The sequence below is a fragment of the Nocardia sp. CS682 genome, from assembly GCF_004634405.1.
GTDB classification, from domain to species: domain Bacteria; phylum Actinomycetota; class Actinomycetes; order Mycobacteriales; family Mycobacteriaceae; genus Nocardia; species Nocardia ninae.
On the sequence record NZ_CP029710.1, the window covers coordinates 8,618,971 to 8,639,617 of the forward strand.

Below are 20,647 nucleotides of genomic sequence, written 5' to 3' on the forward strand. Positions count from 1 at the left end.
ATAGTGCGCAGACCCGAGTCCGGCGTCGCCGGACGAACCACTCTCCGGACGGCGACCCGACCGCTTGCGCCGATTCTGTTTACCGATGCCGTCACCTCCGTCCCAGTGTCTGTCCTGCAACGATAGGGCAATCCACGGACACCATCGCCGCGTGGGTCAGCGGTGTGGAGCACCGGAAAGAGCCGCCGTCAGTTGCCGCGCGGCATCGAGGGTGGCCGAAATGTATTCGTCTCGTTCAGGTTTGGCTACCTCAGCGCGTAGTGGGCCGAGCTGCACCTCGTAGGCGGCGGTACCGGTGGCATCGAAGACTGGAGCCGCCAGATAACTCAACGCCAGTGCGTCATCGGAATCCAATTCGCTCCTGGTGAACGGCCGTGACGTCAGGGCCGCCAGCTGGCGAAGTGCGCGCGTGCGCAGATGTGGTTGCAGGAGTTCGGATCCCATGGCGCCGAGTAGATCGGCCAGCAGGTCGACCAAGCCCGCGTCATCGGCGCGCGGCCGGAAGACGGCGACGCCGCGTTCCCGGACGACGGCGAGCAACGTGCTCGCGGTGCGCCGGTCCGCACCGGCGGCGGTCGCGGTCCAGGCGTTCTGTTCGCTCGCCGAGCGCCACGGCATCACGCTCGCCCCGGCCGGGAATTGCAACGGAATGCGATGCCCGACCGGAATCCCGGGGACCACTCGGTCGGTGCCGTGGCGGATGTCGAGAACGGTCAGGCGATCGGGCTCGATGCGACTGAATGTCGCGCCCGATCCGGTCCGTTCGGCCAGTTCCGCAAGCACCGTACCGACAGCGGAGGGGAGCGCCGCGCCGTGCAGGCCGGCCAGGGCCGGGCCGATCGCGTAGCCACGATGCGGATCCCGGCCGACCCAGCCGGCCGCGTCGAGCTCGGTGAGGATCGCGGTCGCCGTGGCGCGGGCGATCTCGAGGCGTTCGGCGATCCCGGCCACGCTGATCGGCTCGGTGGACGTCGCGAGCAGCGAAACGATCTCGATGACGCGGCGCGTCGGCGGTGACGCTGAGCGATCCGGCATGGCGGAACCCCTTGTTCTGCTCGGATGGGCGACCTACGATGTGTCGAATATTAGAGCACTAGTCGTCGAATATTCGACACCGACTCGATGGGGATCGGCGGGAGTCGTCTGCGGCGCGGATGGAGCGCGAATGATTCTGGATCGATTCCGCATAGATGGTCAGGTCGCCGTGGTGACCGGCGCCGGCCGCGGCCTGGGTGCGGCGATCGCGGTGGCCTTCGCGGAGGCGGGCGCGGACGTCGTCATAGCGTCACGTACCAAGAGCCAATTGGACGAGGTAGCCGAAAAGGTGACCGCAGCGGGACGCCAGGCGCATGTGGTCCCGGCGGACCTGAGCGATATCGAGGCGACCGCGGCACTCGCGAATATCGCGGTGGAGCGCTTCGGCCGGTTGGACATCGTGGTGAACAATGTCGGCGGCGCAATGCCGTGCCCGCTGCTCGACACCACCCCGCAGGCCCTGGTGGACGCGTTCAACTTCAACGTCACCAACGCGCACGCACTCGTCCGCGCCGCGGTGCCGCACATCCTCGAAACCGCCGGTGGCGGTTCGATTCTCAACATCACCTCGACGATGGGCCGGTTGCCGGGCCGCGCGTTCGCGGCGTACGGCACCGCCAAAGCCGCGCTGGCGCACTACACCAAACTCGCCGCACTGGACCTGAACCCGCGCATCCGGGTGAATGCCATTGCCCCCGGCTCCATCCTTACTTCCGCGCTGGAGATCGTCGCGGGTAACGACGCGATGCGTACCGAACTGGAAACCAAGACACCGCTACACCGCCTCGGTGAACCCGAGGACATCGCCGCGGCCGCGCTCTACCTGGTCTCCCCGGCGGGCAAGTACCTCACCGGCAAGGTGCTCGAACCCGACGGCGGCCTGATCGCTCCCAATCTCGACCTCCCGATCGGGGACCTGTGACATGACCTATCGCGTAGTGCAGTGGGGCACCGGCAATGTCGGCAAGCACGCCCTGGCCGGTGTTATCGCCAACCCCGACCTCGAGCTGGCCGGCGTCTGGGTATCGGGTTCGGCCAAGGACGGTATCGACGCGGGAACCCTTGCGGGACTAAATCATCCGGTAGGGGTATCCGCGTCCATGGATACCGGGGCGATCCTCGCGGCCCGACCCGATTGTGTCGTCTACTGCTCGATGACCGACAACCGCCTGATGGAGGCCCTCGCCGACCTGCGGCGAATCCTCAGCGCCGGAATCAATGTCGTCGCGTGCGCCCCGGTGTTCTTCCAGTACCCCTACGGCGTCCTGCCCGACGATCTGCTGAAGCCGGTGCAAGAGGCTGCGGCACAGGGCAATGCGTCGCTGTGGGTGAACGGCATCGATCCCGGTTTCGCCAATGATCTCCTGCCACTGGCACTTGCGGGCACCTGCCTGCGCATCGATCAGCTGCGCTGCATAGAGATCGTGGACTATGCCAGCTACGACAACCGCGAAGTCATGTTCGACATCATGGGTTTCGGCAAACCACTCGACGACATCCCGATGCTGCTCCAGCCCGGTGTACTGTCGCTCGCCTGGGGCGGCACCGTGCGCCAACTCGCCGCGGGCATCGGCGTCACCCTCGACGCGGTCACCGAGACCTACCAGCGGATCCCGGCCGACCACTCTTTCGACATCGCCACCGGCCACATCGCCGAGGGCACCGCGGCCGCCCTGCGTTTCGAGGTGCGCGGCATGGTCGGCGACGAGCCCGTCACGGTCCTGGAGCACATCACCCGGCTGCACCCCGATCTCTGCCCGGACTGGCCGCAACCGGCCCACCGCGAGGGCTCGTATCGGGTCGAGATCACCGGCGAACCCAGTTACGCAATGGATCTGGTCACGTCGAGCGGCAACGGCGACCACAACCACGCCACCCTACTCGCCACCGCCATGCGCATCGTCAACGCGATCCCCGCCGTAGTCCGAGCGCCCGCAGGCATCCTGACCGCCTTGGATCTGCCGCTGATCACGAAACCCGCACAGCGCTAACCCTGTTCCCGCGGGCGGTACCGCTCGAGCAGGCGCACATGCCCCGGCTCGAGCTCCTCGACCGAGCCGACGCCGAGCAGCTTCATCGTCCGCACGATCTGGGTACGGAGAATGTCGATCGTGCGGTCCACGCCCGCCTCGCCGCCGGCCATCAGCCCGTACAGGTAGGCCCGGCCGACGAGGGTGAACCGCGCGCCGTGCGCGAGGGCGGCGACGATATCGGCGCCGTGCATGATGCCGGTGTCGAGGTGGACTTCCAGGTCGTCGCCCACCTCGCGCACCACCGCGGGCAGCAGGTGGAGCGGTACCGGTGCGCGATCCAGTTGCCGCCCACCGTGATTCGACAGGATGATGCCGTCGACGCCGAGCCCGGCCAGGCGCTTGGCGTCGTCGACCGTCTGCACGCCCTTCACCAGCAGTTTGCCCCGCCATTGCGCCCTGATCCAGGCCAGATCGTCGAAGCCGACGGTCGGGTCGAACATGGCATCGAGCAGCTCGGCGACCGTCCCCGGCCAACGGTCCAGCGAAGCGAAGGCCAACGGTTCGGTGGTAAGGAAATCCCACCACCACCATGGCCTGCGCAACGCATCGACGGCGCCGCTCAGCGTGATCGAGGGCGGCACCGTCATGCCGTTGCGGACGTCGCGCAGCCGGGCCCCCGCTACCGGCACGTCGACCGTGACGACGAGCGTGTCGAAGCCGGTTCGTGCGGCGCGCTCGACCAGCGCCAGGGAACGGTCGCGATCGGTCCACATGTACAGCTGAAACCAATTGCGCGCGTCAGGTCCGGTGCCCGCGGCGACATCCTCGATGGCGGTGGTCCCCATGGTGGACAGCGTGAACGGGATGCCCGCACGCTCGGCGGCGCGCGCCCCCGCCAGCTCGCCTGCCGTGTGCATCATCCTGGTGAACCCGGTCGGCGCGATGCCGAAGGGCAGCGCGGACGTCTTACCGAGTACCTGAACCGTGGTGTCGGCGGTGCTGACGTCGCGCAGGATCGCGGGCCGGAACTCGATGTCGGCGAACGCTTCCCGGGCCCGAGCGAGGCTGATCTCCGCATCGGCCGCGCCGTCGGTGTAATCGAACGCGACCTTGGGCGTGCGTTTCCGGGCCAGCTCACGCAGCTCCCAGATCGTCTGTGCCCGAGCGAGTCTGCGCTCCCGGCCGCCGAACGGGCGCTCGAATTTGACCAGCGGTGCGAGGTCGCGTGGTCGGGGCACCCTGCGCGCGGTCATCGGGGCGCCCCCGCGACCTGTGCCGCCGCCCGCAGGCGTAGTGAATGCATGCCGCCGTCGACCTCCAGCATCGTCGCGGTGATGGACGCCGCCGCCGGTCCGGCCAGATACGCGACCGCGCTCGCGACTTCGGCGGCGGTAACGAGGCGCCCGTGCGGCTGACGTGCTTGCAGCGCGGCCATTTCCGCGCCGGGATCCGCGCTGCTCGCCAGAAGCCGCTGCACCCAGGGCGTGTCGACGGTCCCCGGATTGACACAGTTCACTCGGATGCCGTCGCGGAGGTGGTCGGCGGCCATCGCGCGGGTGAGCGACAGGATCGCCCCTTTGCTCGCGCTGTAGACAGCGCGGTCGGGCAGTCCGGTGGTGGCCGCGATCGAGCAGATGTTCACGATGGCGGCGGCCGGTGACCGGCGCAGGTGGGGGAGCGCGGCGCGGGAAACGCGCACGGTGCCCAGGACGTTGACCTCGAACACCCGCCGCCACTCGTCGTCGGTGTGGTCGGCGATGGTGCCCTGTGCGCCGATGCCCGCGTTGTTGACGAGGATGTCGAGCCTGCCGTACTTGTCGACGACGCCCGCGATGGCACTGCGGACCGATTCGTCATCGGCGACATCGCAGCGCAGCGCGATCCCCGGGGTGTTGCCAGGGTGCAGATCGAGCACCGCCACCCGCGCGCCCGCCGCCGCCAAGGTCTCGGTGACGGCCATTCCGATGCCGGACGCACCACCGGTGACCACTGCTACCAGCCCGTCGAACGTGCTTTGTACCGACATACCGCCCACCTTCTCACCTCGGTTCCGGTGCGATAGCTCGACCCGGACAGATCCGATGTTTAACTCGGGCGAACATAACACCGATCGCGGGTGCTCGCGCGAGATTGCCACTGCGCAACCAGGATTGACGGATTTTCCATCTCGCATTGCGCAAGCAGACATCCGATGTATAGTCGTGACCCAGATCACTATCTGGAACGAGGATCACCCATGGCGCACCTCACGGCGCTGGACACGCTGGACGTCCGGTTCCCGACCTCGCGCGAGCTGGACGGCTCGGACGCGATGAATCCCGACCCCGATTATTCGGCGGCCTACGTGATCCTGCGCACCGACGATCCGGCGGGCCCGCAGGGCCACGGCTTCGCGTTCACCATCGGCCGCGGCAACGATGTTCAGCGCGTCGCCATCGAATCGCTCGCCCACTTGGTGGTCGGCCGATCGGTGGCCGAAATCGCCGGGAACCTCGGAGGATTCGCTCAATCTCTCACCGCGGATTCCCAGCTGCGCTGGCTCGGTCCCGAAAAGGGCGTCATGCACATGGCGGTCGGTGCGGTGATCAACGCCGCTTGGGATCTCGCAGCGAAACTCGCCGGAAAACCGGTGTGGCAGTTGGTCGCCGAGATGTCCCCCGAGGAGATCGTCGACCTCATCGACTTCCGCTACCTCACCGATGCGCTCACCCCCGCCGAGGCGCTGGCGATCCTGCGCCGTGCCGAGCCGGGCAGGCAGGAGCGCATCGCTCGGCTACTCGACACCGGGTATCCGGCATACACGACCTCGCCGGGCTGGCTCGGCTACTCCGACGAGAAGCTCGCCCGGCTGGCCAGGCAGGCGGTGGCCGACGGTTTCGGCACCATCAAGATCAAGGTCGGCCGCGATGTGGACGAGGACGTGCGCCGGGTCAAGGTCGCCAGGGAGGCGATCGGACCCGACATCGGACTGGCGGTCGACGCGAACCAGCGCTGGGATGTCGACGTCGCGGTGGACTGGATCTCCCGGCTCGCGTCGGCGAATCCGGCCTGGATCGAGGAGCCGACCAGCCCGGACGACATCCTCGGCCACGCCGCGATCCGCCGCCGCGTCGCGCCGGTGCGCATCTCGACCGGCGAGCACGGCCAGAACCGGATCCTGTTCAAGCAGCTGTTGCAGGCCGGCGCCGTCGATCTCGTGCAGATCGACGCGGCCAGGGTCGCCGGTGTCAACGAGAACCTGGCAATCCTGTTGCTGGCGGCCAAGTTCGGTGTGCCGGTGGTGCCGCACGCGGGCGGCGTCGGACTCTGTGAGCTGGTCCAGCATCTCGCAATGATCGACTACGTGGCGGTCACCGGCACCACCGAGGACCGCGCGATCGAGTTCGTGGACCATCTGCACGAGCATTTCCGCCATCCCGTGCGCGTGGTCGGCGGCCGCTATCTGGCACCGCGTGAGCCCGGTTTCAGCGCCGAGATGCTACCCGCGTCGCTGCGCGACTACACCTATCCGTCCGGCGCCGCGTGGCAGGCGGATCCGCAAGCCCGCTCGTTCCAACCGCAGGAGAACTCATGAAAACCGCCAGCATCATCGGCGTAGCCCTCGGCGCGACCCTGATCATTTCCGCGGGCGCCGCGTGTACCAGGGAACCCACCGGCGCCGGTGACAGCGCACCCGCCGTCACCGTTGGTAGCGGCGCGGACAACGGCGTCCTCGTCGGTGCCGATCAACCCCGCTCGGACTCCGACTTCTGGAGCGCCTACGCGGGTTATCTGGGACCGAAAGCCGCTGCCGCGGGGGTGAAGCTGGAGAACACCTCCTCCGACAACGACGCCAACCGGCTCAAGTCGAACGTCGACACCCTGCTGTCCAAGAACGTCAAAGCGCTCATCATGGCCCCGCAGGACACCGCCGCGGTCAAGCCGGCCCTCGCCGCGGCGGCCGCGAAGAATGTGCCGGTGGTCAGCGTCGACACCCGGCCCGACAGCGGCGGGGTGTACATGGTGGTGCGGGCGGACAACCGGGCTTACGGCACCAAGTCGTGTATCTACCTCGGCGAAACCCTGAAGGGCACCGGCAAAGTCGTCGAATTCCAGGGTGACCTGAGTTCGATCAACGGACGCGATCGGTCGGAAGCGTTCGCCGAGTGCATGAAAACGCGGTATCCCGGCATCAAGGTGATCGAGATCCCGACCGACTGGAAGGGCGATCGGGCCGTCTCGGGCCTACAGGACAAACTACTCACCGATCCCGACATCAACGGCATCTACATGCAGGCGGGCGGCGTGTTCCTGCAGTCGACGCTGGCCCTGCTGCGGCGCAGCGACAAACTGGTGAAAGCTGGTACGCCGGGCCACATCACGATCGTGTCCAACGACGGCATCAAGGCCGAGCTGGACGCCATCGAAGCCGGCGAGATCGACGCCACCATTTCCCAGCCCGCCGACCTGTACGCGCAGTACGCGACCTTCTATGCCAAGGCCGCCGTCGACGGCCGCAAGTTCACCCCCGGACCCACCGACCACGGGTCCACGATCATCGACACCGGCGTCGGCGGGACCCTCGAAGATCAGCTGCCCGCCCCGGTGGTCACTCGAACCGGCGGCAAGGTAGGCGAACTCGACACGTTGAGTACCTCCGCGCCCGGCCTGTGGGGTCACGGCGGATGACCGGCGAACCGATCGCCGAGGCGATCGACGTGTCGAAACGCTTCGGCCGCAATGTGATCGCGCTCGACAAGGTGGGGCTGCGGGTGGCGGCGGGCCGGACGCACGCGCTGGTCGGCCGCAACGGCGCCGGGAAATCGACCCTGGTGTCGATCCTGACCGGACTCACCACGCCCGACGCGGGGGAGGTGCGGTTCAACGGAGTTCCAGCGCCCTCGCCCGCCGACCGGGACGCGTGGCGCTCCAGGGTGGCGTGCGTGTATCAGAAGTCGACGATCATCCCTGATCTGTCGGTGGCGGAGAACCTGTTCGTCAACAGTCAGGGGTTCGGCGGCCGAATCATCAACTGGCGCACAGTACGTGGCCGGGCGCGCGAGCTGCTCGACACCTGGTCGGTGCCGGTCGATGTCGACACCGTCGCCCGCGACCTGTCCGTCGAGCATCGGCAGCTGGTGGAGATCGCGCGTTCCCTCTCGCACGGTGCGCGTTTCATCATCCTGGACGAACCGACCGCCCAGCTCGACGGACCCGCGATCAAACGATTGTTCAGCAGGATCACCGACCTGCAGAAGCAGGGCGTCACCTTCCTGTTCATCTCCCATCATCTCGACGAGACCTACGAAATCTGCCAGGACATCACCGTTTTCCGGGACGCCAGGCACGTGGTGACCGCGCCGGTCGCCGAGCTCGGCAAGAAGGCGCTCGTCGCGGCGATGACCGGCGATTCGGTCGAACTCGCGACGCCGATCCCGCGGCGCGATCCCGCGGCCGCGGCGACGCCGACGCTGCGGGTCGACGGGCTCTCGCGGGCAGGCGAATTCGCGGACGTGACGTTGTCGGTCAAGCCGGGGGAGATCGCCGGCCTCGCGGGTGGCGGCAGCAGCGGCCGGATCGAGGTCGCCGAAACCATTGTCGGACTGCGCAAGGCGGCCACCGGATCCGTCTTCATTTCCGGTATTCGGCTGCGCCGCAACGGTGTTCGTGCCGCGCTCGACGCCGGTATCGGCTTCGTGCCGCGGGATCGGCACGAGGAGGGGTTGATCCCCGAGATGAGCGTCGCCGACAACGCCACGCTGACCGTGCCGCGCAGGCTGGGGCGCCTCGGTCTGCTGTCCCGGCGCACCCGGAACACGGTGGCGGGCAAGGCCATCGGCGAGCTGGGCATCAAGACCGAGGGCCCGGACCAGAGCGTCGCCGAGCTGTCGGGTGGCAACCAGCAGAAGGTGGTCTTCGCTCGCGCGCTGGCCACCGACCCCGCCGTGCTGGTGCTGATCACGCCGACGGCTGGTGTCGATGTGCGGTCGAAGGAGACCCTGCGCGGTGTCGTGCGCGACGCCGCCGACCGCGGCACCGCCGTCCTGGTGGTGTCGGACGAACTCGACGATCTGCGCGACTGCGACCGGGTACTGGTGATGGTGCAGGGCCGGATCGTGCGGGAATTCGAGAAAGGCTGGGGCGACAAAGAACTCGTCGCCGCGATGGAAGGACTGTCATGACCCCGATCGCTACCGGGCGCGAACCCGCGACCAGCGCGTCCCCCGCGACCCGGCGGTGGCCGGGGACGGTGCGCTGGGGTGCCCTACGCGACTTCCTGCTCGTGCCGCCGATCCTGCTGGTGCTGGTGGTCGGCTACTTCATCAACAGCAACTTCGTCTCCTCGGCCAACCTCGCCAATGTGCTGACCGCGATGAGCGGAATCGCGCTCATCGTGCTGGCCGAGGTGCTGGTGCTGGTGGTCGGCCGGATGGACCTGTCGCTCGAATCGACCTTCGGGCTCGCCCCCGGCGTCGCCATCTGGGCGACCATGGGCACCGCGAAGGTGGGCGCCTACACCTGGACCTCGCCGTGGATGGCCATTCCGATCGCGCTGCTCGTCGGCCTCGCCGTCGGCGCGCTCAACGGCGTGCTGATCGTCCGGTTCGGCTTGAACGGCTTCATCGTGACCCTGGCGATGCTCATCGCCCTGCGCGGACTGCTGACCTTCCTCACGGAAGGATTCACGCTGACCAAGATCCCGCCGTCGGTCGAATGGCTCGGCAACACCGACGTATTCGGCGTGCCGGTGGACGTGGCGGTCTGTCTGGCCCTGTTCCTCCTCGGCTACTTCGTCCTCACCTATACGACGGCCGGGCGTGCCCTCTATGCCGTCGGTGGCAACGAGGCCGCCGCGCGGGCCGCCGGTATCCGCACCGATCACGTCGTCATCGCCGTGCTGGTCGTCGCGGGTGGGCTCGCCGCGGTCGGTGGGCTCATCTACTCGGGGCAGTTCGCCAGCGTGCAGGTCAGCCAGGGTGACGGGATGATTTTCCAGGTGTTCGCCGCCTGCGTCATCGGAGGGGTGGCGCTCAACGGCGGGCGTGGTTCGGTGCTCGGCGCGTTCTTCGGTGTGCTGATCCTGACGCTCATCCAGAAGCTGCTGTCCTACGGTGGTGTCAGCGCCGACTCGCTCAAGTTCATCAACGGCGCGCTGATCCTGGTGGCCCTGGTGATCACGCGTATCGCCAGCGGACGACGGCAGGAGTGAGCGTGCGAATCGCGTTGCACACCAAGCTGAAACCCGGCGCCGAGGCAGCATACGAGGTGGCGCACCGGGCGGTGCCCGCGGATCTGGTCGCGGCCATCAAGGCGGCCGGGGCCACCTCCTGGACGATTTGGCGCAGTGGCACCGATCTGTTCCACGTGATCGACTGTGCCGCCTACGATCTGCTGCTCAGCCGGTTGGCTGAGCTACCCGTCAATGTGTCCTGGCAGTTGCAGATCAACGAGTATCTCGAAGGAACACACGACTATTCGGGGACGGGCGCCGCCGCGGCCCTGCCGGTGGTGTGGGAGCTGAATCCGGCGGGTGGCGCCGATGAATGAGGTAGCCGACATCGTCCTCGGTGGCGCGGGTTACGCGGGCCTGTTCCGCGCGGTCGGCGAGGCCGAAGCCCAGGCGGGCATCGCGGCCGCGTGGGACGCGGGCATTCGCGCCTTCGACACCGCGCCGCACTACGGCGCGGGCAGCAGCGAGGAACGTCTCGGCCGGTTCCTACGGTCGCGGTCGGAGTACACGGTGTCGACAAAAGTGGGGCGGCTGCTCTACGAGGACCCGCTCGCACCCGATGGTGTCGATGACTTCTACGGCGCCCCGAAACGTGCACGCCGCCGCGACTATTCGGCTGCGGGCGTACGGCGTTCACTGGAGGACTCGCTCGAGCGCCTCGGCCTGGATCGGATCGATCTGCTGCTGATCCACGACCCGGACGACTACCAGGAGCAAGCCCTTGCCGAGGCAGTGCCGGAACTGGAGCGGATGCGCGCGGCAGGAATCGTCTCGGCGATCGGCGTCGGCGTCAACGATGCGGATGTCGCACTGCGCTTCGTGCGGGAGGCCGGCATCGACCACGTGCTGATCGCAGGCCGCTATACCTTGCTGGACCGGCAAGCCGAAGCCGAGTTACTCCCCGAGTGCGCCCGCCGGGGCGTGCGCGTGCTGGTCGCCGGTGTGCTGAACAGCGGAATTCTGGCCGACCCGTGGCACAGAACGACTTTCGACTATCGGCCCGCGCAGCAGCACGTCATCGAACGGGCACAGGCGATGGCGCGGCTCTGCGCGAAATACGATGTCGCGCTGCGGGCGGCGGCATTGCAGTTCGCCCGGCGCAACCCGGCGGTCGCCGCCACCGTCATCGGCGCGGGCACCGCCGCGGAGGTCGCGGACACCATCGCGATGCTGAATGCGACAGTGCCGCAGGACCTCTGGCACGAACTGGACCGGTGCCTGTGAGCGGCCGTCAGCGCTCAGCCCGCGGCGCGGCGCAGCCACTCCATGACACCCGCGACATGGGCCAGCGCCCTGGCGTGCGCGAGTTCGGGGTCGTGCGCGGCGATCGCGTCGCAGATGCCACGGTGCTCGGCGACGGTGCGCTCGAAGGCCCGCTCCTCGGTGATACCGCGCCAGATCCTGGCCCGCATCGTCGGCAGCGACAGCGACTCCAGCAGGGAGGCAAGCACTTTGTTGCCGGAGGCGGCGGCGATGGCGGCGTGGAACTCGAGGTCCAGCGTCACGAGCTCGGTCACCGACGACGTCTCGGGCTCGACCAGGGTGCGCAGATGGGCGATCTCGTCCTCCGGCATCGCGCGGGCGGCGAGTGCGGTGGCGGCGGGTTCGAGGATGCGCCGGATGGCGAGAATGTCGAGAACCGAGTCGTCCTGGTGGAATTCGAGCAGGAAGCTCATCGCGTCGAGCAGCGACTTCGGCTCCAGGCTGGCCACGTAGGTGCCGTCGCCCTGCCGCACGTCCAGAATCCGGACCAGCGAGAGCGCGCGGACCGCCTCCCGCAGCGAGTTGCGCGAAACGCCGAGCTGCGCGGCGAGGTCCGCTTCCCTGGGCAGTCGCGCACCCGGCTCGAGATCACCCGAGATGATCATCGCCTTGATCTTCGCTATCGCGTCGTCGGTAACCGACACCTGTTTCCTTCGCCCTCGAGGATGTGAACGTATGCCTCCGATGACTGTAGACTCACATGTTCATGTTTGGCGGGTAGACGGCGGAGAATTCGGCGTCGAGTACGACTGGCTGAGCGAAACATCGGATGTTTTGTGTCGAAACTACGCGCTGCCGGATATCGAGCCGGAGCTGTCGGCGCACGGGGTCGGCGCGGTCGTGCTGGTGCAGGCCGCCGATTCGCTGGCCGAGAATCGCGCGCTGCTGGCCGCCGCGACGGCGACGCCGCACCCTGCGGCCGTGGTCGGCTGGCTGCCACTGCACCGGCCCGAGGTCGTCGCCGTCGAACTGCCCGCGCTGCGCGCCCATCCCGAGTTCGTCGGCGTCCGGCACATGATCCACCGCGATCCGGACCCGAAATGGCTGCTGCGGCCCGAGGTTTCGGACGGCCTCGCTCAACTGGCCGACGCGGGCCTCGTCTTCGATGCGGTCGCCGAACGACCCGATCTGCTCGCGCAGGTGCCGGTGATCGCGCGCGCACACCCCGAACTGACCATCGTCCTGGACCATTTGGGCAAACCGCCGATCGCGACCGGCGCCTGGCAGCCCTGGGCCGATCTGCTCGCCGAAGCGGCCGCGCAGCCGAACGTGGTCGCCAAGATCTCCGGCCTGGCCACGGTCTCCGGCCCGGAGATCAGCGCCGAGGCGTGGCAGCCCTACGTCGACCACGCGCTCGCGGTCTTCGGTCCCCGGCGACTGATGGTCGGCGGCGACTGGCCGTTCACGCTCACCGCCGCGTCGTACCGGACCGTGTGGCGGACCACGCTGGACACCCTCGCCCACCTCGCCCCCGCCGACCGCGTTCAGGTGCTGACCGAAGTCGCCTGGCGCACTTACCAACTACCTCTCGCACCGACCTGGATGACCGAAGGAGAACCCGAATGAAGTTGCAGCGCATCGGCGAAGTGGGCGCGGAGCGGCCGATCGTGGTCGACGGCGAGCACGCCTACGACCTGCGCGCGCTCACCGGCGACATCGACGGCGACTTCCTCGCGGCGGGCGGCATCGAGGCCGTCGCCGAAGCGCTTGCGGCGGAACGGCTTCCCCGCATCGACATCACCGGACAGCGCATCGGCGCCCCGATCGCGCGGCCGCAGGCGGTGTGGTGCGTCGGCATGAACTACGCCGCGCACGCCGCCGAATCGGGGTCGGCGCCGCCGCAGACGCCCGTCGTGTTCTTCAAGACGCCGAACACGGTGGTCGGCCCGTATGACGACGTGCTGATCCCGCGCGACTCAAGCAAGACCGACTGGGAGGTGGAACTCGCCGTGGTGATCGGCGGGCGGGCCCGCTATCTCGGCTCGATCGAAGATGCCCCGAATCACATTGCGGGGTACACCATCTCGAACGACGTCTCCGAGCGTGCGTTCCAGCTCGAACAATCGGGCGGGCAGTGGTCGAAAGGCAAGTGCTGCGAGACCTTCAACCCGCTCGGCCCCGCGCTGGTGCCGCGCGACCGGCTCGACGCGGGCAACCTGCGCTTGCGTTCTTTCGTGAACGGCGAACCCCGCCAGGACTCCAGTACCGCCGACCTCATCTTCGGCGTCGACTACCTGGTCTGGCATCTGTCCCAGTACGCGGTGCTCGAACCCGGCGACATCGTCAACACCGGAACCCCTGCGGGCGTGGCACTTTCCGGTCGTTATCCGTACCTGCGCGACGGTGACGTGGTGGAGGTCGAGATCGAGGGGATCGGCCGGGCGAGGCAGCGCTGCCGCGACGCGGTGTCGGCAGCTGCGGCAGCGCCCGCGCCGGTGCAGGCCTGAGGTTGCTCGGTCACTTCGCGGCAAGGACCGCCAGCGCCCGGTCGACCTCCTCAGCGGTGTTGTACAGGTGGAAGGCGAACCGCAGCCCGCCATTGCGCGCGGAGGTGATGACGTCGGCCTGTTCCAGGCGCTCTGCCGCATCGCCCGCACCGGGAACGTTGACGATCGGCGAACGGGTGGGCACCATCGGCAGGCCGAGGTCGGTCAGTCCGGCGCGGAAGCGGTCGGCCAGCGCGAGGTTGTGCGCGTTGATCTTGTCGACCGTCAACTCCTCGATCAGCGAGAGCCCCGCGCTCGCCGCGGTCACGCCCAGCCAATCGGGGGTCGAATCGAAGCGCCGGGTGGTCTTCGGCAGCTCGACCGGGTTGTACAGCTCCGCCCACGGGTCTGCCGCCGCGTACCAGCCGGGCCCGACCGGCCGGATCGACTCCAGCGCCTCGGGTCCCGCCGCGAAGAACGACACGCTGCGCGCGCCGATCAGCCACTTGAACGTCGCGCACACCCAGTAGTCGGCGTCGGCGAAGGTGAGCGGCAGCCAGCTCGCCGCCTGCGTGGCATCCACCAGCAGCCGGGCATTGTGTGCTCGGGTGGCGGCGCGCAGCGTCGGCAGATCGGTGATCCGCCCGTCCGCCGACTGCACCACGCTCACCGCGACCAGCGCGGTCTCCGGCCGCACCTCCTCGGCCAGCCGCTCCAGCGGCACCACCCGCACCGTGAGATCGCCCCGGTGCAGGAACGGCATGGTGACCGAGGCGAATTCACCCTCGGCCACCAGCACCTCGGCCCCCGGCGGCAGCGCGACCGCGATCGGCCCGATCAACTGCGAAGCGGCGCCACCGAGCGCGATGTCGTCCGGGGTAGCACCCGCCAGCAGCCGTGCGAACCCCTCCCGCAGCCTCGGTACCAGCACGTCGTTCGACATCGGACCGCCCCGCCCCGCCGCCCACCGCTCACTCGCTTCCTGCACGGCGGCCAGCGAACGCGCGGACGGCAGCCCGAACGAGGCGGTATTGAGATAGGTGACGTCGGTCGAGAACTCATTGGGCGCAAGGGAGGACATAGGAGGAGCATCCGCCGCCGCGCCGCACCAGTACAGCGCCAGCACCCCGAAACTGGACCGAAATGTGCCGCCGAGCCGGCAGTCGGTGTCAGGCGCGTCTGCCGAGTAGTTCGAGTAATCGCGACGGGGCTTTGGTTTCGGAATCGCCACACCAGGTTTCGGTTGCCATCCAGCACGTTGGCCGCGCCGAAGATACTAGCGACGCGCTGAGACGCCTGGTAGCGGGCAACGCATCAACCTCGGCACGGAGTTCGCCATCGGATCCACCCGGACAGTCGTCACAACGTAGAGGAGCGATCGTGCGTAACCGAAGTCTTTCGCGCGTGCTGATGTTGACATCCGCCGCGCTGCTGAGTGCTCTCGTGGCGGTCGCGCCCGCCCACGCGAACGTACGCGGCGAGATCATCGTCAAGGACCAGATCAAGCTGGTAGTCAGTCACACGTTGGGTAAGCCGTACCGAGACTTCGTGGTGGCGGGCACGTTCAACTGTGGCCAAGCCACCTTCAAGGATGTCGTTCTGTACCTGAAGATCGAACAGGGACGTGAGAGTTACATCCGGGATATCCGGGAGTCCTGTCCAGCGTCCGGTAAGGACGCCAAATGGTGCTGGCAGGACAGGGCTGGCAACTTTTCTGCTGGCAAGGCTGAAGTGTCGGTGACGCTGGAACGCGAGGAGGGGACCGGCCTGTACGCCTTCGCACGCGATGACGTCGAAGTCGCCGAGGTGGGCGAAGAGAGCCGTCCAGAAGGCTGGTGCCGCTACGAGTAGACCATCTTCGTACTAGACGGCGGCCCTGCAAGCTTCGGCGGGGCCGCCGCGTGCATCTACTCCTTCGGCGGATCGGCGAGCAGACCGCTGCGGGCCTCCGCGACGCATTCGGACCAGGGGCGGTCGCCGAGTTCGATGACGCCCTTGTCGCTCATGAAGGCGCTGGAGACGATGACGTCCGGCTCGAGTTGGGCGAGGGCGTCGAGGGTGGCGAGGAGGGTGTCACGGTCGCTGTGGCCCTCGATGTATCCGGCCCACCACTTGCCGTTCTCGCCGAGGACGAGGGTGTCGCCGGTGAAGAGGTAGCGTTTGCCGTCGATCGTGGCGAGGTAGCAGGCGCTGCCGGGGGTGTGGCCGGGGGTGGGGATCACCTCGAGGCCGGCGATCGCGGTGTGGCGGGTGTCGAAGGCGTCGTCGACGGGGGTGTCGGTGACCATGACCGCGTCTGCTTTGTGGATGTGCAGCTTTGCATCGAAGCGTGCACGGACGGTGGCCAGGGACGAGGCGATCTCGTCGCGATGGCTCAGGTAGTGGTGGGCGACACCGCCGAGTTCGGCCATCTTGTCGAAGTCCTCGGTGAAGGTGGTGTTGTAGAACAACACGTTTCCCTCGGGGGTTGTCCATAGGTAGGCGTGGGTGTTCAGACCGGGGAACGGGCTGAGGGTCTCGGTCTCCCAGAGGTTGGGGACGATCTGGTGCATGGTGTGCTCCTTCCGCGTGATGTCTCTACTGGGAAGGCGCTAGATCGGATCTCGCGACGCTAGATCAGAGCCGCCAGCGGATCTCGCGGTGCGGCTGGTACCGGCAGAGCAGGCCCAAGGAGATCGCGGCGCGCAGGTGTTCGGCGAGTTCGGGGTGCAGCCGGTCGATCCGGCGCAACGTGTCGCGGACCCGGGCGGAGACGGTTTTGCGAGCGCGTTCCGCGTCGTCGCCGAGCTGCCGGGTGCGTCCGGCCAGGCCCGCGGTGCGGCGTAGCTCGTCGAGCAGCGCCGCGCGTTCCTGGTCGAGTTCGACAGCGCGACCGTCGTTTCCGACCGCGACGGCCCGATCGATCTCGGCGTCGAGGGTACTGAGTCGCCGCTGATACTCGGCTTTGGCGCGATCGTCGAGCACCGGATCGCTGCCGAAAGACTGTGCCGCGTGCTGGATTCCGGCATCGGGCGCACCGAACAGTTCGAGCGACGGGATGTCGTGTCCCGGATGCGCGAGCAGCACGTGCAGATCCCGGATTCCTTTGGCGTCGGGCAGATGGACGGTGCGCTCGGCGAACCGCAGCGTCCACACCGCGCCGTCGAACCGGAACTCGTTGTCCGGCGGTGGTTCCGGGGCTCGGGCCGTCGGTGGCTCCCGATGCGAAATCAGCCGCAGGTGGTGCCGCGCGGCCTCGCCCCACGGCTGCGCTCGCATCCGATGTGCCGAATCCGCTGCGGCCGTCAGATGTTCGGCCGCGGCGTCGAGGTCACCGTCCGCCGCCGCCAACCGCCCGAGCCAGTAGGCGTACGGGCCGTAGACCGCGCCGCCCCCGGCGACGACCGCCCACCATCCGGCCAGCGGAGTCAGCCTGGCGCGCAACGCCGCTCGCAGCTCCGCGTCATCGAGGACGAGCGCGGCATACACCTGCGCGATCAGGATGGCGGGGTGGAAGTGCCGGGGATAGAACTCGTACAGCGCCGGAAGCTCGCCGATGCCGCGTCGAACCCGCTCGACATCACCACGCCGGGCCGCCGTGATCACGTCCACGATCGCCGTGTACTCGCCCGCCATCTCGCGATAGCGGTCGACGAAGGCATCGGCCTCGGCGAGATCGCCCGTGAACAGGGCCAGGGCCCAACGCTGTTCGAGCCAGAGCGGCACCCGATCGACTTCGCCGAGTCGTTCCGCGAGGGCGTACGCGTCATCGATGGCCGTGCGTGCGTCGGCGAATCGGCCGCTCACCATGGCGACGGCACCCGTTCGCGACAACGCGATGAATCGGAACCGCGGATGGCGGGCCCGGTCCGCCAGCGCGCGGAACGCGGCCAACTCGGTGTGCACTCGCGGGTCCCCGAGCTCCAGCAGCGCGGCGAATCGCAGCAGGCGGCCCTGCAATTCGAGCTCGTCGCGGTGCATGCGGCGGCCGACCCCGGCGAGTTCGTCGGCCAGCGGCAGCCGGTCGCCGGCGGCACCGGGCCGCCAGATCGCGTCATGCCGGGCCAGCAGGCTCGCCGCGAGCGCGTCATCGTCCCCGGATTCCCTGGCCAGGCGCAGTGTTTCGGCACTCGCCCGGTCGGTGGCATCGTGTCGCAGCGCATGCCCGGTATGCACCCGCACGCGCGTCGCGGCGGCAAGCACCTGCACAGCGAGGGGATCGGCGGGTGGGCGTTCGGCCAGTAGCAGCCGGTGCGCCTGGTCCATGATCTCGATCTCACGCTGCGCTTCCCGTTCCGGGTCGGGCATGCCGAGCACGTGCAGCCCGAGCGCGGCCCTGGCGAACAGCTCCGGCGCCGAGCGTGCTTTGGCGGCGGTCAGCAACGCCTCGTAGGTGTGGCGCGCGGCGGCCAGGTCTCCCGAATCGCTCTGTGCCGCAGCCAAGCCGAGGCCGACGGTGCCGCGCAGATCGGCCTGATCCTCCGGAATGCGGGTGAGCGCGTGCCGATAGTGCTCGGCGACCTCGCCTGCGGCCAGCCGCCCGCACGCGTCGGCCGCCGCGTCGAGCAGATACCGCAGCGTCCGGGCATCGTCGATCGCGTCGGCGGCGTCGTAGGCATGCTGCGCCAGGTCGCTCGGGGTCGCCCCGGAGACCTCCCGTGGCAGCTGCTCGAGCGCGGCGAGGATGGCGGCGTGGCGTTTGCGGGCCTCCGCCTCGCCGATCCGGGCTCGCAGTGTCTCGCGAACCAGATCGTGCACGAAGGTGAATCGGTCGCTGGGGAGTGGGGTCACCAGCCTGGCGCGCACGGCCGCGGCCAATTGTTCTGGCACGACGGCGGTTTCGCTCCCGGTACTGGCCGCCACCACCGCCGCGGCGAACTCGCGCCCGACCAGTGCGGCGGTCGTCAAGATATCGATCGCGGTCGCAGGCAGCGGTTCGAGTCGCGCGTCGAGGGTTTCCCGCACACCAGGAGCCAGGGTGTCGAGCGGACTGCCCGCCTGCCACAGGCGCGCGGCCTGCTCGATGAGGAAGGGGTTACCGCCGGACAAACTGTGCAGCGTGTGCACGACGTCGTCGTCGGCGTGCGCACCCGTCACGCTACCGACCAGCGCCGCGACCCCGTCGACCGGCAGACCCGTCAACTCGATGGTCCTAGCGGCGGTCAGTAACTCCGCGAACACCTTTCGCAGTGCGGCGTCGATATCGGTGTCGCGCACGGTGCCGACAATCGCCAACCGCTCGAACCACGAATGCCGGGCGACGAAAGCCAGCACCCTGATCGATGCCGGATCGGCCCGGTGCAGATCGTCGATCACCACGAACACCGGCCGCAGCGCGCTGGCGGTGACGAGCGCCTCGGTCACCGCGTCACCGATCCGGAACAGCGAGCCGGTCGCGGGGTCCGGCTGTTCCGCCTCGCCGATCAGGAACGACAGCGCGTCGTCGACGGCGGCCCACTGCTCAGGGGTGGCGGCGCGCCGGAGTCCGCGCAGCACCTGCACCCACGGCCAGAATCCGGGGGTGCCGTCGCCGCTCCAGGCCGTCGCGGTGAGCACCAGCACCTCGCGATCGTCGAACTCGCCGACGACCTCGGTGACCAGCGCCGTCTTCCCGATGCCCGCCTCACCGGACACCAGCACCAGCCCACCGTGACTGGACACCGTGCGGCGCAGCGCCTCCCGCAGCAGCGCCGCCGGGTGGTCTCGGCCGATCAGCCGCGTCTCCGCCACGCACTCAGCTTAATCGCCGCGCCGAGGCGGCTATTTCGCTGTGGGCGCCGCCCACATGTTCGTCAGCAGTTGATGGCTGGGGGTGTCGGCGAGCGACTGCATCGATTCGTAGATCCGCTGGTAAGTGGTGGAGGCGATGCGCCAGCTGCCGTCGGCGTCGAGCCGGTAACTGTCGGTGTAGTACCCCGCGCCGCGGATCAGCACGTTGTATTCGGTGGCGATCACCGTGTCCTCGAAAGCCCATGAGCCAGTGGCGGTGTCGCCGTCCACGGTGATCTCTGGATGGTTCGCGATATGGACCGTGACGACCGTGGGTCCGAGGTTCTCGCGCATGAACGCGGTGATGGCGTCGCGGCCGTCCAGCGTGAGCGGTTCGCCGAGCGCGTGCGTGCCGTAACGGCCGGCGGCGTCGACGGCGAGGGTGTCGCCGAACGCGTCCCACTGTTTGAGGTCGAGCGTCCGGAAGTACCGGTACTTGAGCTGACGGACGGCTTCGATGGCGGCGAGATCCATCCGACCAGCGTGGCACGCCATCGCTCAGTAAACAATAACCTGTTCTAGTTTGTCCGCTGGCGGCCGGGAATGTGTTCCGAGCCGACCGTTGGGTACTCGACTCACCGAGGCATGTCGCAGCCAGTACATGCGCTCACCGCACCAAAAGTCTCGTCACGATCGGGAGTCCGCAGTGAACGACAGCCCTGTTACCACGCCCAATCCGCACGATCCGTCCCTCGATCAGGCGGTCGCCCTGCACGCGGCCGCGCTCCGGCTGGAGGAAGAATTCGACGGTCTCATCGCCGACGAGGCCATCGAGCAGTTCCTGCACTCGGCCTATGAGCACGTCGCCGACCACGCGACCATCGACAACTTCCTCCCGCTGCTCGCCGAGCGCTACACCCGAGAGTGGTTGTCCGCCATGGTCGACCAGCAAGGCAGCCGCGCAAAACTGTCAAGCTTCGCTCCCGGCTACCGAGAAGATCCGTAGTGGTCTCCGTAGTTTCCGGGATTCCACTTCGCGCCCGCCGAGGCAC

Annotated in this window: 20 protein-coding genes; 12 read left to right on the forward strand and 8 right to left on the reverse strand. The window is 68.3% G+C overall.

The genetic code is table 11. The features are described 5' to 3' along the window. Positions 1-156: 156 nt before the first annotated feature. Positions 157-1,035, reverse strand: coding sequence for a helix-turn-helix domain-containing protein (locus tag DMB37_RS38995; RefSeq protein WP_135237010.1), 879 nt, complete (start codon positions 1,033-1,035; stop codon positions 157-159). Between the two features lie 130 nt (positions 1,036-1,165). Here DMB37_RS38995 and DMB37_RS39000 point away from each other — a divergent pair, with 130 nt between their 5' ends. Together DMB37_RS39000 and DMB37_RS39005 are read left to right on the forward strand one after the other, a co-directional pair. Continuing rightward, on the forward strand, positions 1,166-1,957 hold the full coding sequence (locus DMB37_RS39000) for an SDR family oxidoreductase (protein WP_135237011.1): 792 nt from the start codon (positions 1,166-1,168) through the stop codon (positions 1,955-1,957). Position 1,958: 1 nt separating this feature from the next. Then, positions 1,959-3,026, forward strand: coding sequence for a diacylglycerol kinase (locus DMB37_RS39005; protein ID WP_135237012.1), 1,068 nt, complete (start codon positions 1,959-1,961; stop codon positions 3,024-3,026). Here the strand turns inward: DMB37_RS39005 and DMB37_RS39010 are convergent. Both DMB37_RS39010 and DMB37_RS39015 read right to left on the reverse strand, forming a co-directional pair. After that, complete coding sequence (locus DMB37_RS39010) at positions 3,023-4,261, reverse strand: alpha-hydroxy acid oxidase (RefSeq protein WP_135237013.1); 1,239 nt, start codon at positions 4,259-4,261, stop codon at positions 3,023-3,025. The two genes, DMB37_RS39005 and DMB37_RS39010, sit on opposite strands and share 4 nt — an antisense overlap. Further along, positions 4,258-5,034, reverse strand: coding sequence for an SDR family NAD(P)-dependent oxidoreductase (locus tag DMB37_RS39015; RefSeq protein WP_135237014.1), 777 nt, complete (start codon positions 5,032-5,034; stop codon positions 4,258-4,260). The genes DMB37_RS39010 and DMB37_RS39015 overlap by 4 nt, the downstream gene beginning before the upstream one ends. Positions 5,035-5,244: 210 nt before the next feature. Between DMB37_RS39015 and DMB37_RS39020 the strand changes: the two genes are divergently transcribed. The 6 genes from DMB37_RS39020 to DMB37_RS39045 are packed head-to-tail and all read left to right on the forward strand — an operon-like array spanning position 5,245 to position 11,442. Next, positions 5,245-6,582: an L-fuconate dehydratase gene (locus DMB37_RS39020; protein ID WP_135237015.1), complete on the forward strand. Its 1,338-nt coding sequence runs from the start codon at positions 5,245-5,247 to the stop codon at positions 6,580-6,582. Next, the gene (locus DMB37_RS39025; protein ID WP_135237016.1) at positions 6,579-7,676 is read left to right on the forward strand and encodes a sugar ABC transporter substrate-binding protein; all 1,098 of its coding nucleotides are present in this window, start codon (positions 6,579-6,581) and stop codon (positions 7,674-7,676) included. The genes DMB37_RS39020 and DMB37_RS39025 overlap by 4 nt, the downstream gene beginning before the upstream one ends. Then, the gene (locus DMB37_RS39030; protein ID WP_135237017.1) at positions 7,673-9,169 is read left to right on the forward strand and encodes a sugar ABC transporter ATP-binding protein; all 1,497 of its coding nucleotides are present in this window, start codon (positions 7,673-7,675) and stop codon (positions 9,167-9,169) included. The genes DMB37_RS39025 and DMB37_RS39030 overlap by 4 nt, the downstream gene beginning before the upstream one ends. Then, positions 9,166-10,197: an ABC transporter permease gene (locus tag DMB37_RS39035; protein ID WP_135237018.1), complete on the forward strand. Its 1,032-nt coding sequence runs from the start codon at positions 9,166-9,168 to the stop codon at positions 10,195-10,197. The genes DMB37_RS39030 and DMB37_RS39035 overlap by 4 nt, the downstream gene beginning before the upstream one ends. Before the next feature lie 2 nt (positions 10,198-10,199). Then, entirely contained in the window at positions 10,200-10,535 is a 336-nt protein-coding gene (locus tag DMB37_RS39040; protein WP_135237019.1) for an L-rhamnose mutarotase, read from the forward strand. Further along, complete coding sequence (locus tag DMB37_RS39045) at positions 10,528-11,442, forward strand: aldo/keto reductase (RefSeq protein ID WP_135237020.1); 915 nt, start codon at positions 10,528-10,530, stop codon at positions 11,440-11,442. The genes DMB37_RS39040 and DMB37_RS39045 overlap by 8 nt, the downstream gene beginning before the upstream one ends. Positions 11,443-11,456: 14 nt before the next feature. Here DMB37_RS39045 and DMB37_RS39050 read toward each other — a convergent pair whose 3' ends face one another. Further along, on the reverse strand, positions 11,457-12,125 hold the full coding sequence (locus tag DMB37_RS39050) for a FadR/GntR family transcriptional regulator (RefSeq protein WP_135237021.1): 669 nt from the start codon (positions 12,123-12,125) through the stop codon (positions 11,457-11,459). Positions 12,126-12,165: 40 nt separating this feature from the next. On the opposite strand from DMB37_RS39050, the gene DMB37_RS39055 reads away from it, so the two are divergent. Then, positions 12,166-13,047, forward strand: a complete 882-nt coding sequence (locus DMB37_RS39055) for an amidohydrolase (RefSeq protein ID WP_135237022.1) — start codon at positions 12,166-12,168, stop codon at positions 13,045-13,047. Beyond that, complete coding sequence (locus DMB37_RS39060) at positions 13,044-13,928, forward strand: fumarylacetoacetate hydrolase family protein (protein WP_135237023.1); 885 nt, start codon at positions 13,044-13,046, stop codon at positions 13,926-13,928. The genes DMB37_RS39055 and DMB37_RS39060 overlap by 4 nt, the downstream gene beginning before the upstream one ends. Before the next feature lie 10 nt (positions 13,929-13,938). Here DMB37_RS39060 and DMB37_RS39065 read toward each other — a convergent pair whose 3' ends face one another. Continuing rightward, positions 13,939-14,988 (reverse strand): aminotransferase class V-fold PLP-dependent enzyme, encoded by a 1,050-nt coding sequence (locus tag DMB37_RS39065; protein ID WP_135237024.1) that lies wholly within the window; start codon positions 14,986-14,988, stop codon positions 13,939-13,941. A 299-nt stretch (positions 14,989-15,287) separates the two neighbouring features. Here DMB37_RS39065 and DMB37_RS39070 point away from each other — a divergent pair, with 299 nt between their 5' ends. Continuing rightward, the gene (locus DMB37_RS39070) at positions 15,288-15,758 is read left to right on the forward strand and encodes a hypothetical protein (protein ID WP_135237025.1); all 471 of its coding nucleotides are present in this window, start codon (positions 15,288-15,290) and stop codon (positions 15,756-15,758) included. Positions 15,759-15,814: 56 nt separating this feature from the next. Here the strand turns inward: DMB37_RS39070 and DMB37_RS39075 are convergent, their stop codons facing one another. The 3 genes from DMB37_RS39075 to DMB37_RS39085 form a co-directional block, all read right to left on the reverse strand. Continuing rightward, a complete protein-coding gene (locus DMB37_RS39075) occupies positions 15,815-16,459 on the reverse strand; it encodes an MBL fold metallo-hydrolase (protein ID WP_135237026.1) in 645 nt (214 codons plus the stop codon). A gap of 64 nt (positions 16,460-16,523) precedes the next feature. Further along, positions 16,524-19,616 (reverse strand): AAA family ATPase, encoded by a 3,093-nt coding sequence (locus DMB37_RS39080; RefSeq protein ID WP_135237027.1) that lies wholly within the window; start codon positions 19,614-19,616, stop codon positions 16,524-16,526. A gap of 30 nt (positions 19,617-19,646) precedes the next feature. Further along, entirely contained in the window at positions 19,647-20,129 is a 483-nt protein-coding gene (locus tag DMB37_RS39085; protein ID WP_135237028.1) for a nuclear transport factor 2 family protein, read from the reverse strand. A 172-nt stretch (positions 20,130-20,301) separates the two neighbouring features. Between DMB37_RS39085 and DMB37_RS39090 the strand changes: the two genes are divergently transcribed. Further along, positions 20,302-20,601: a three-helix bundle dimerization domain-containing protein gene (locus tag DMB37_RS39090; protein WP_135237029.1), complete on the forward strand. Its 300-nt coding sequence runs from the start codon at positions 20,302-20,304 to the stop codon at positions 20,599-20,601. Positions 20,602-20,647: the final 46 nt, after the last annotated feature.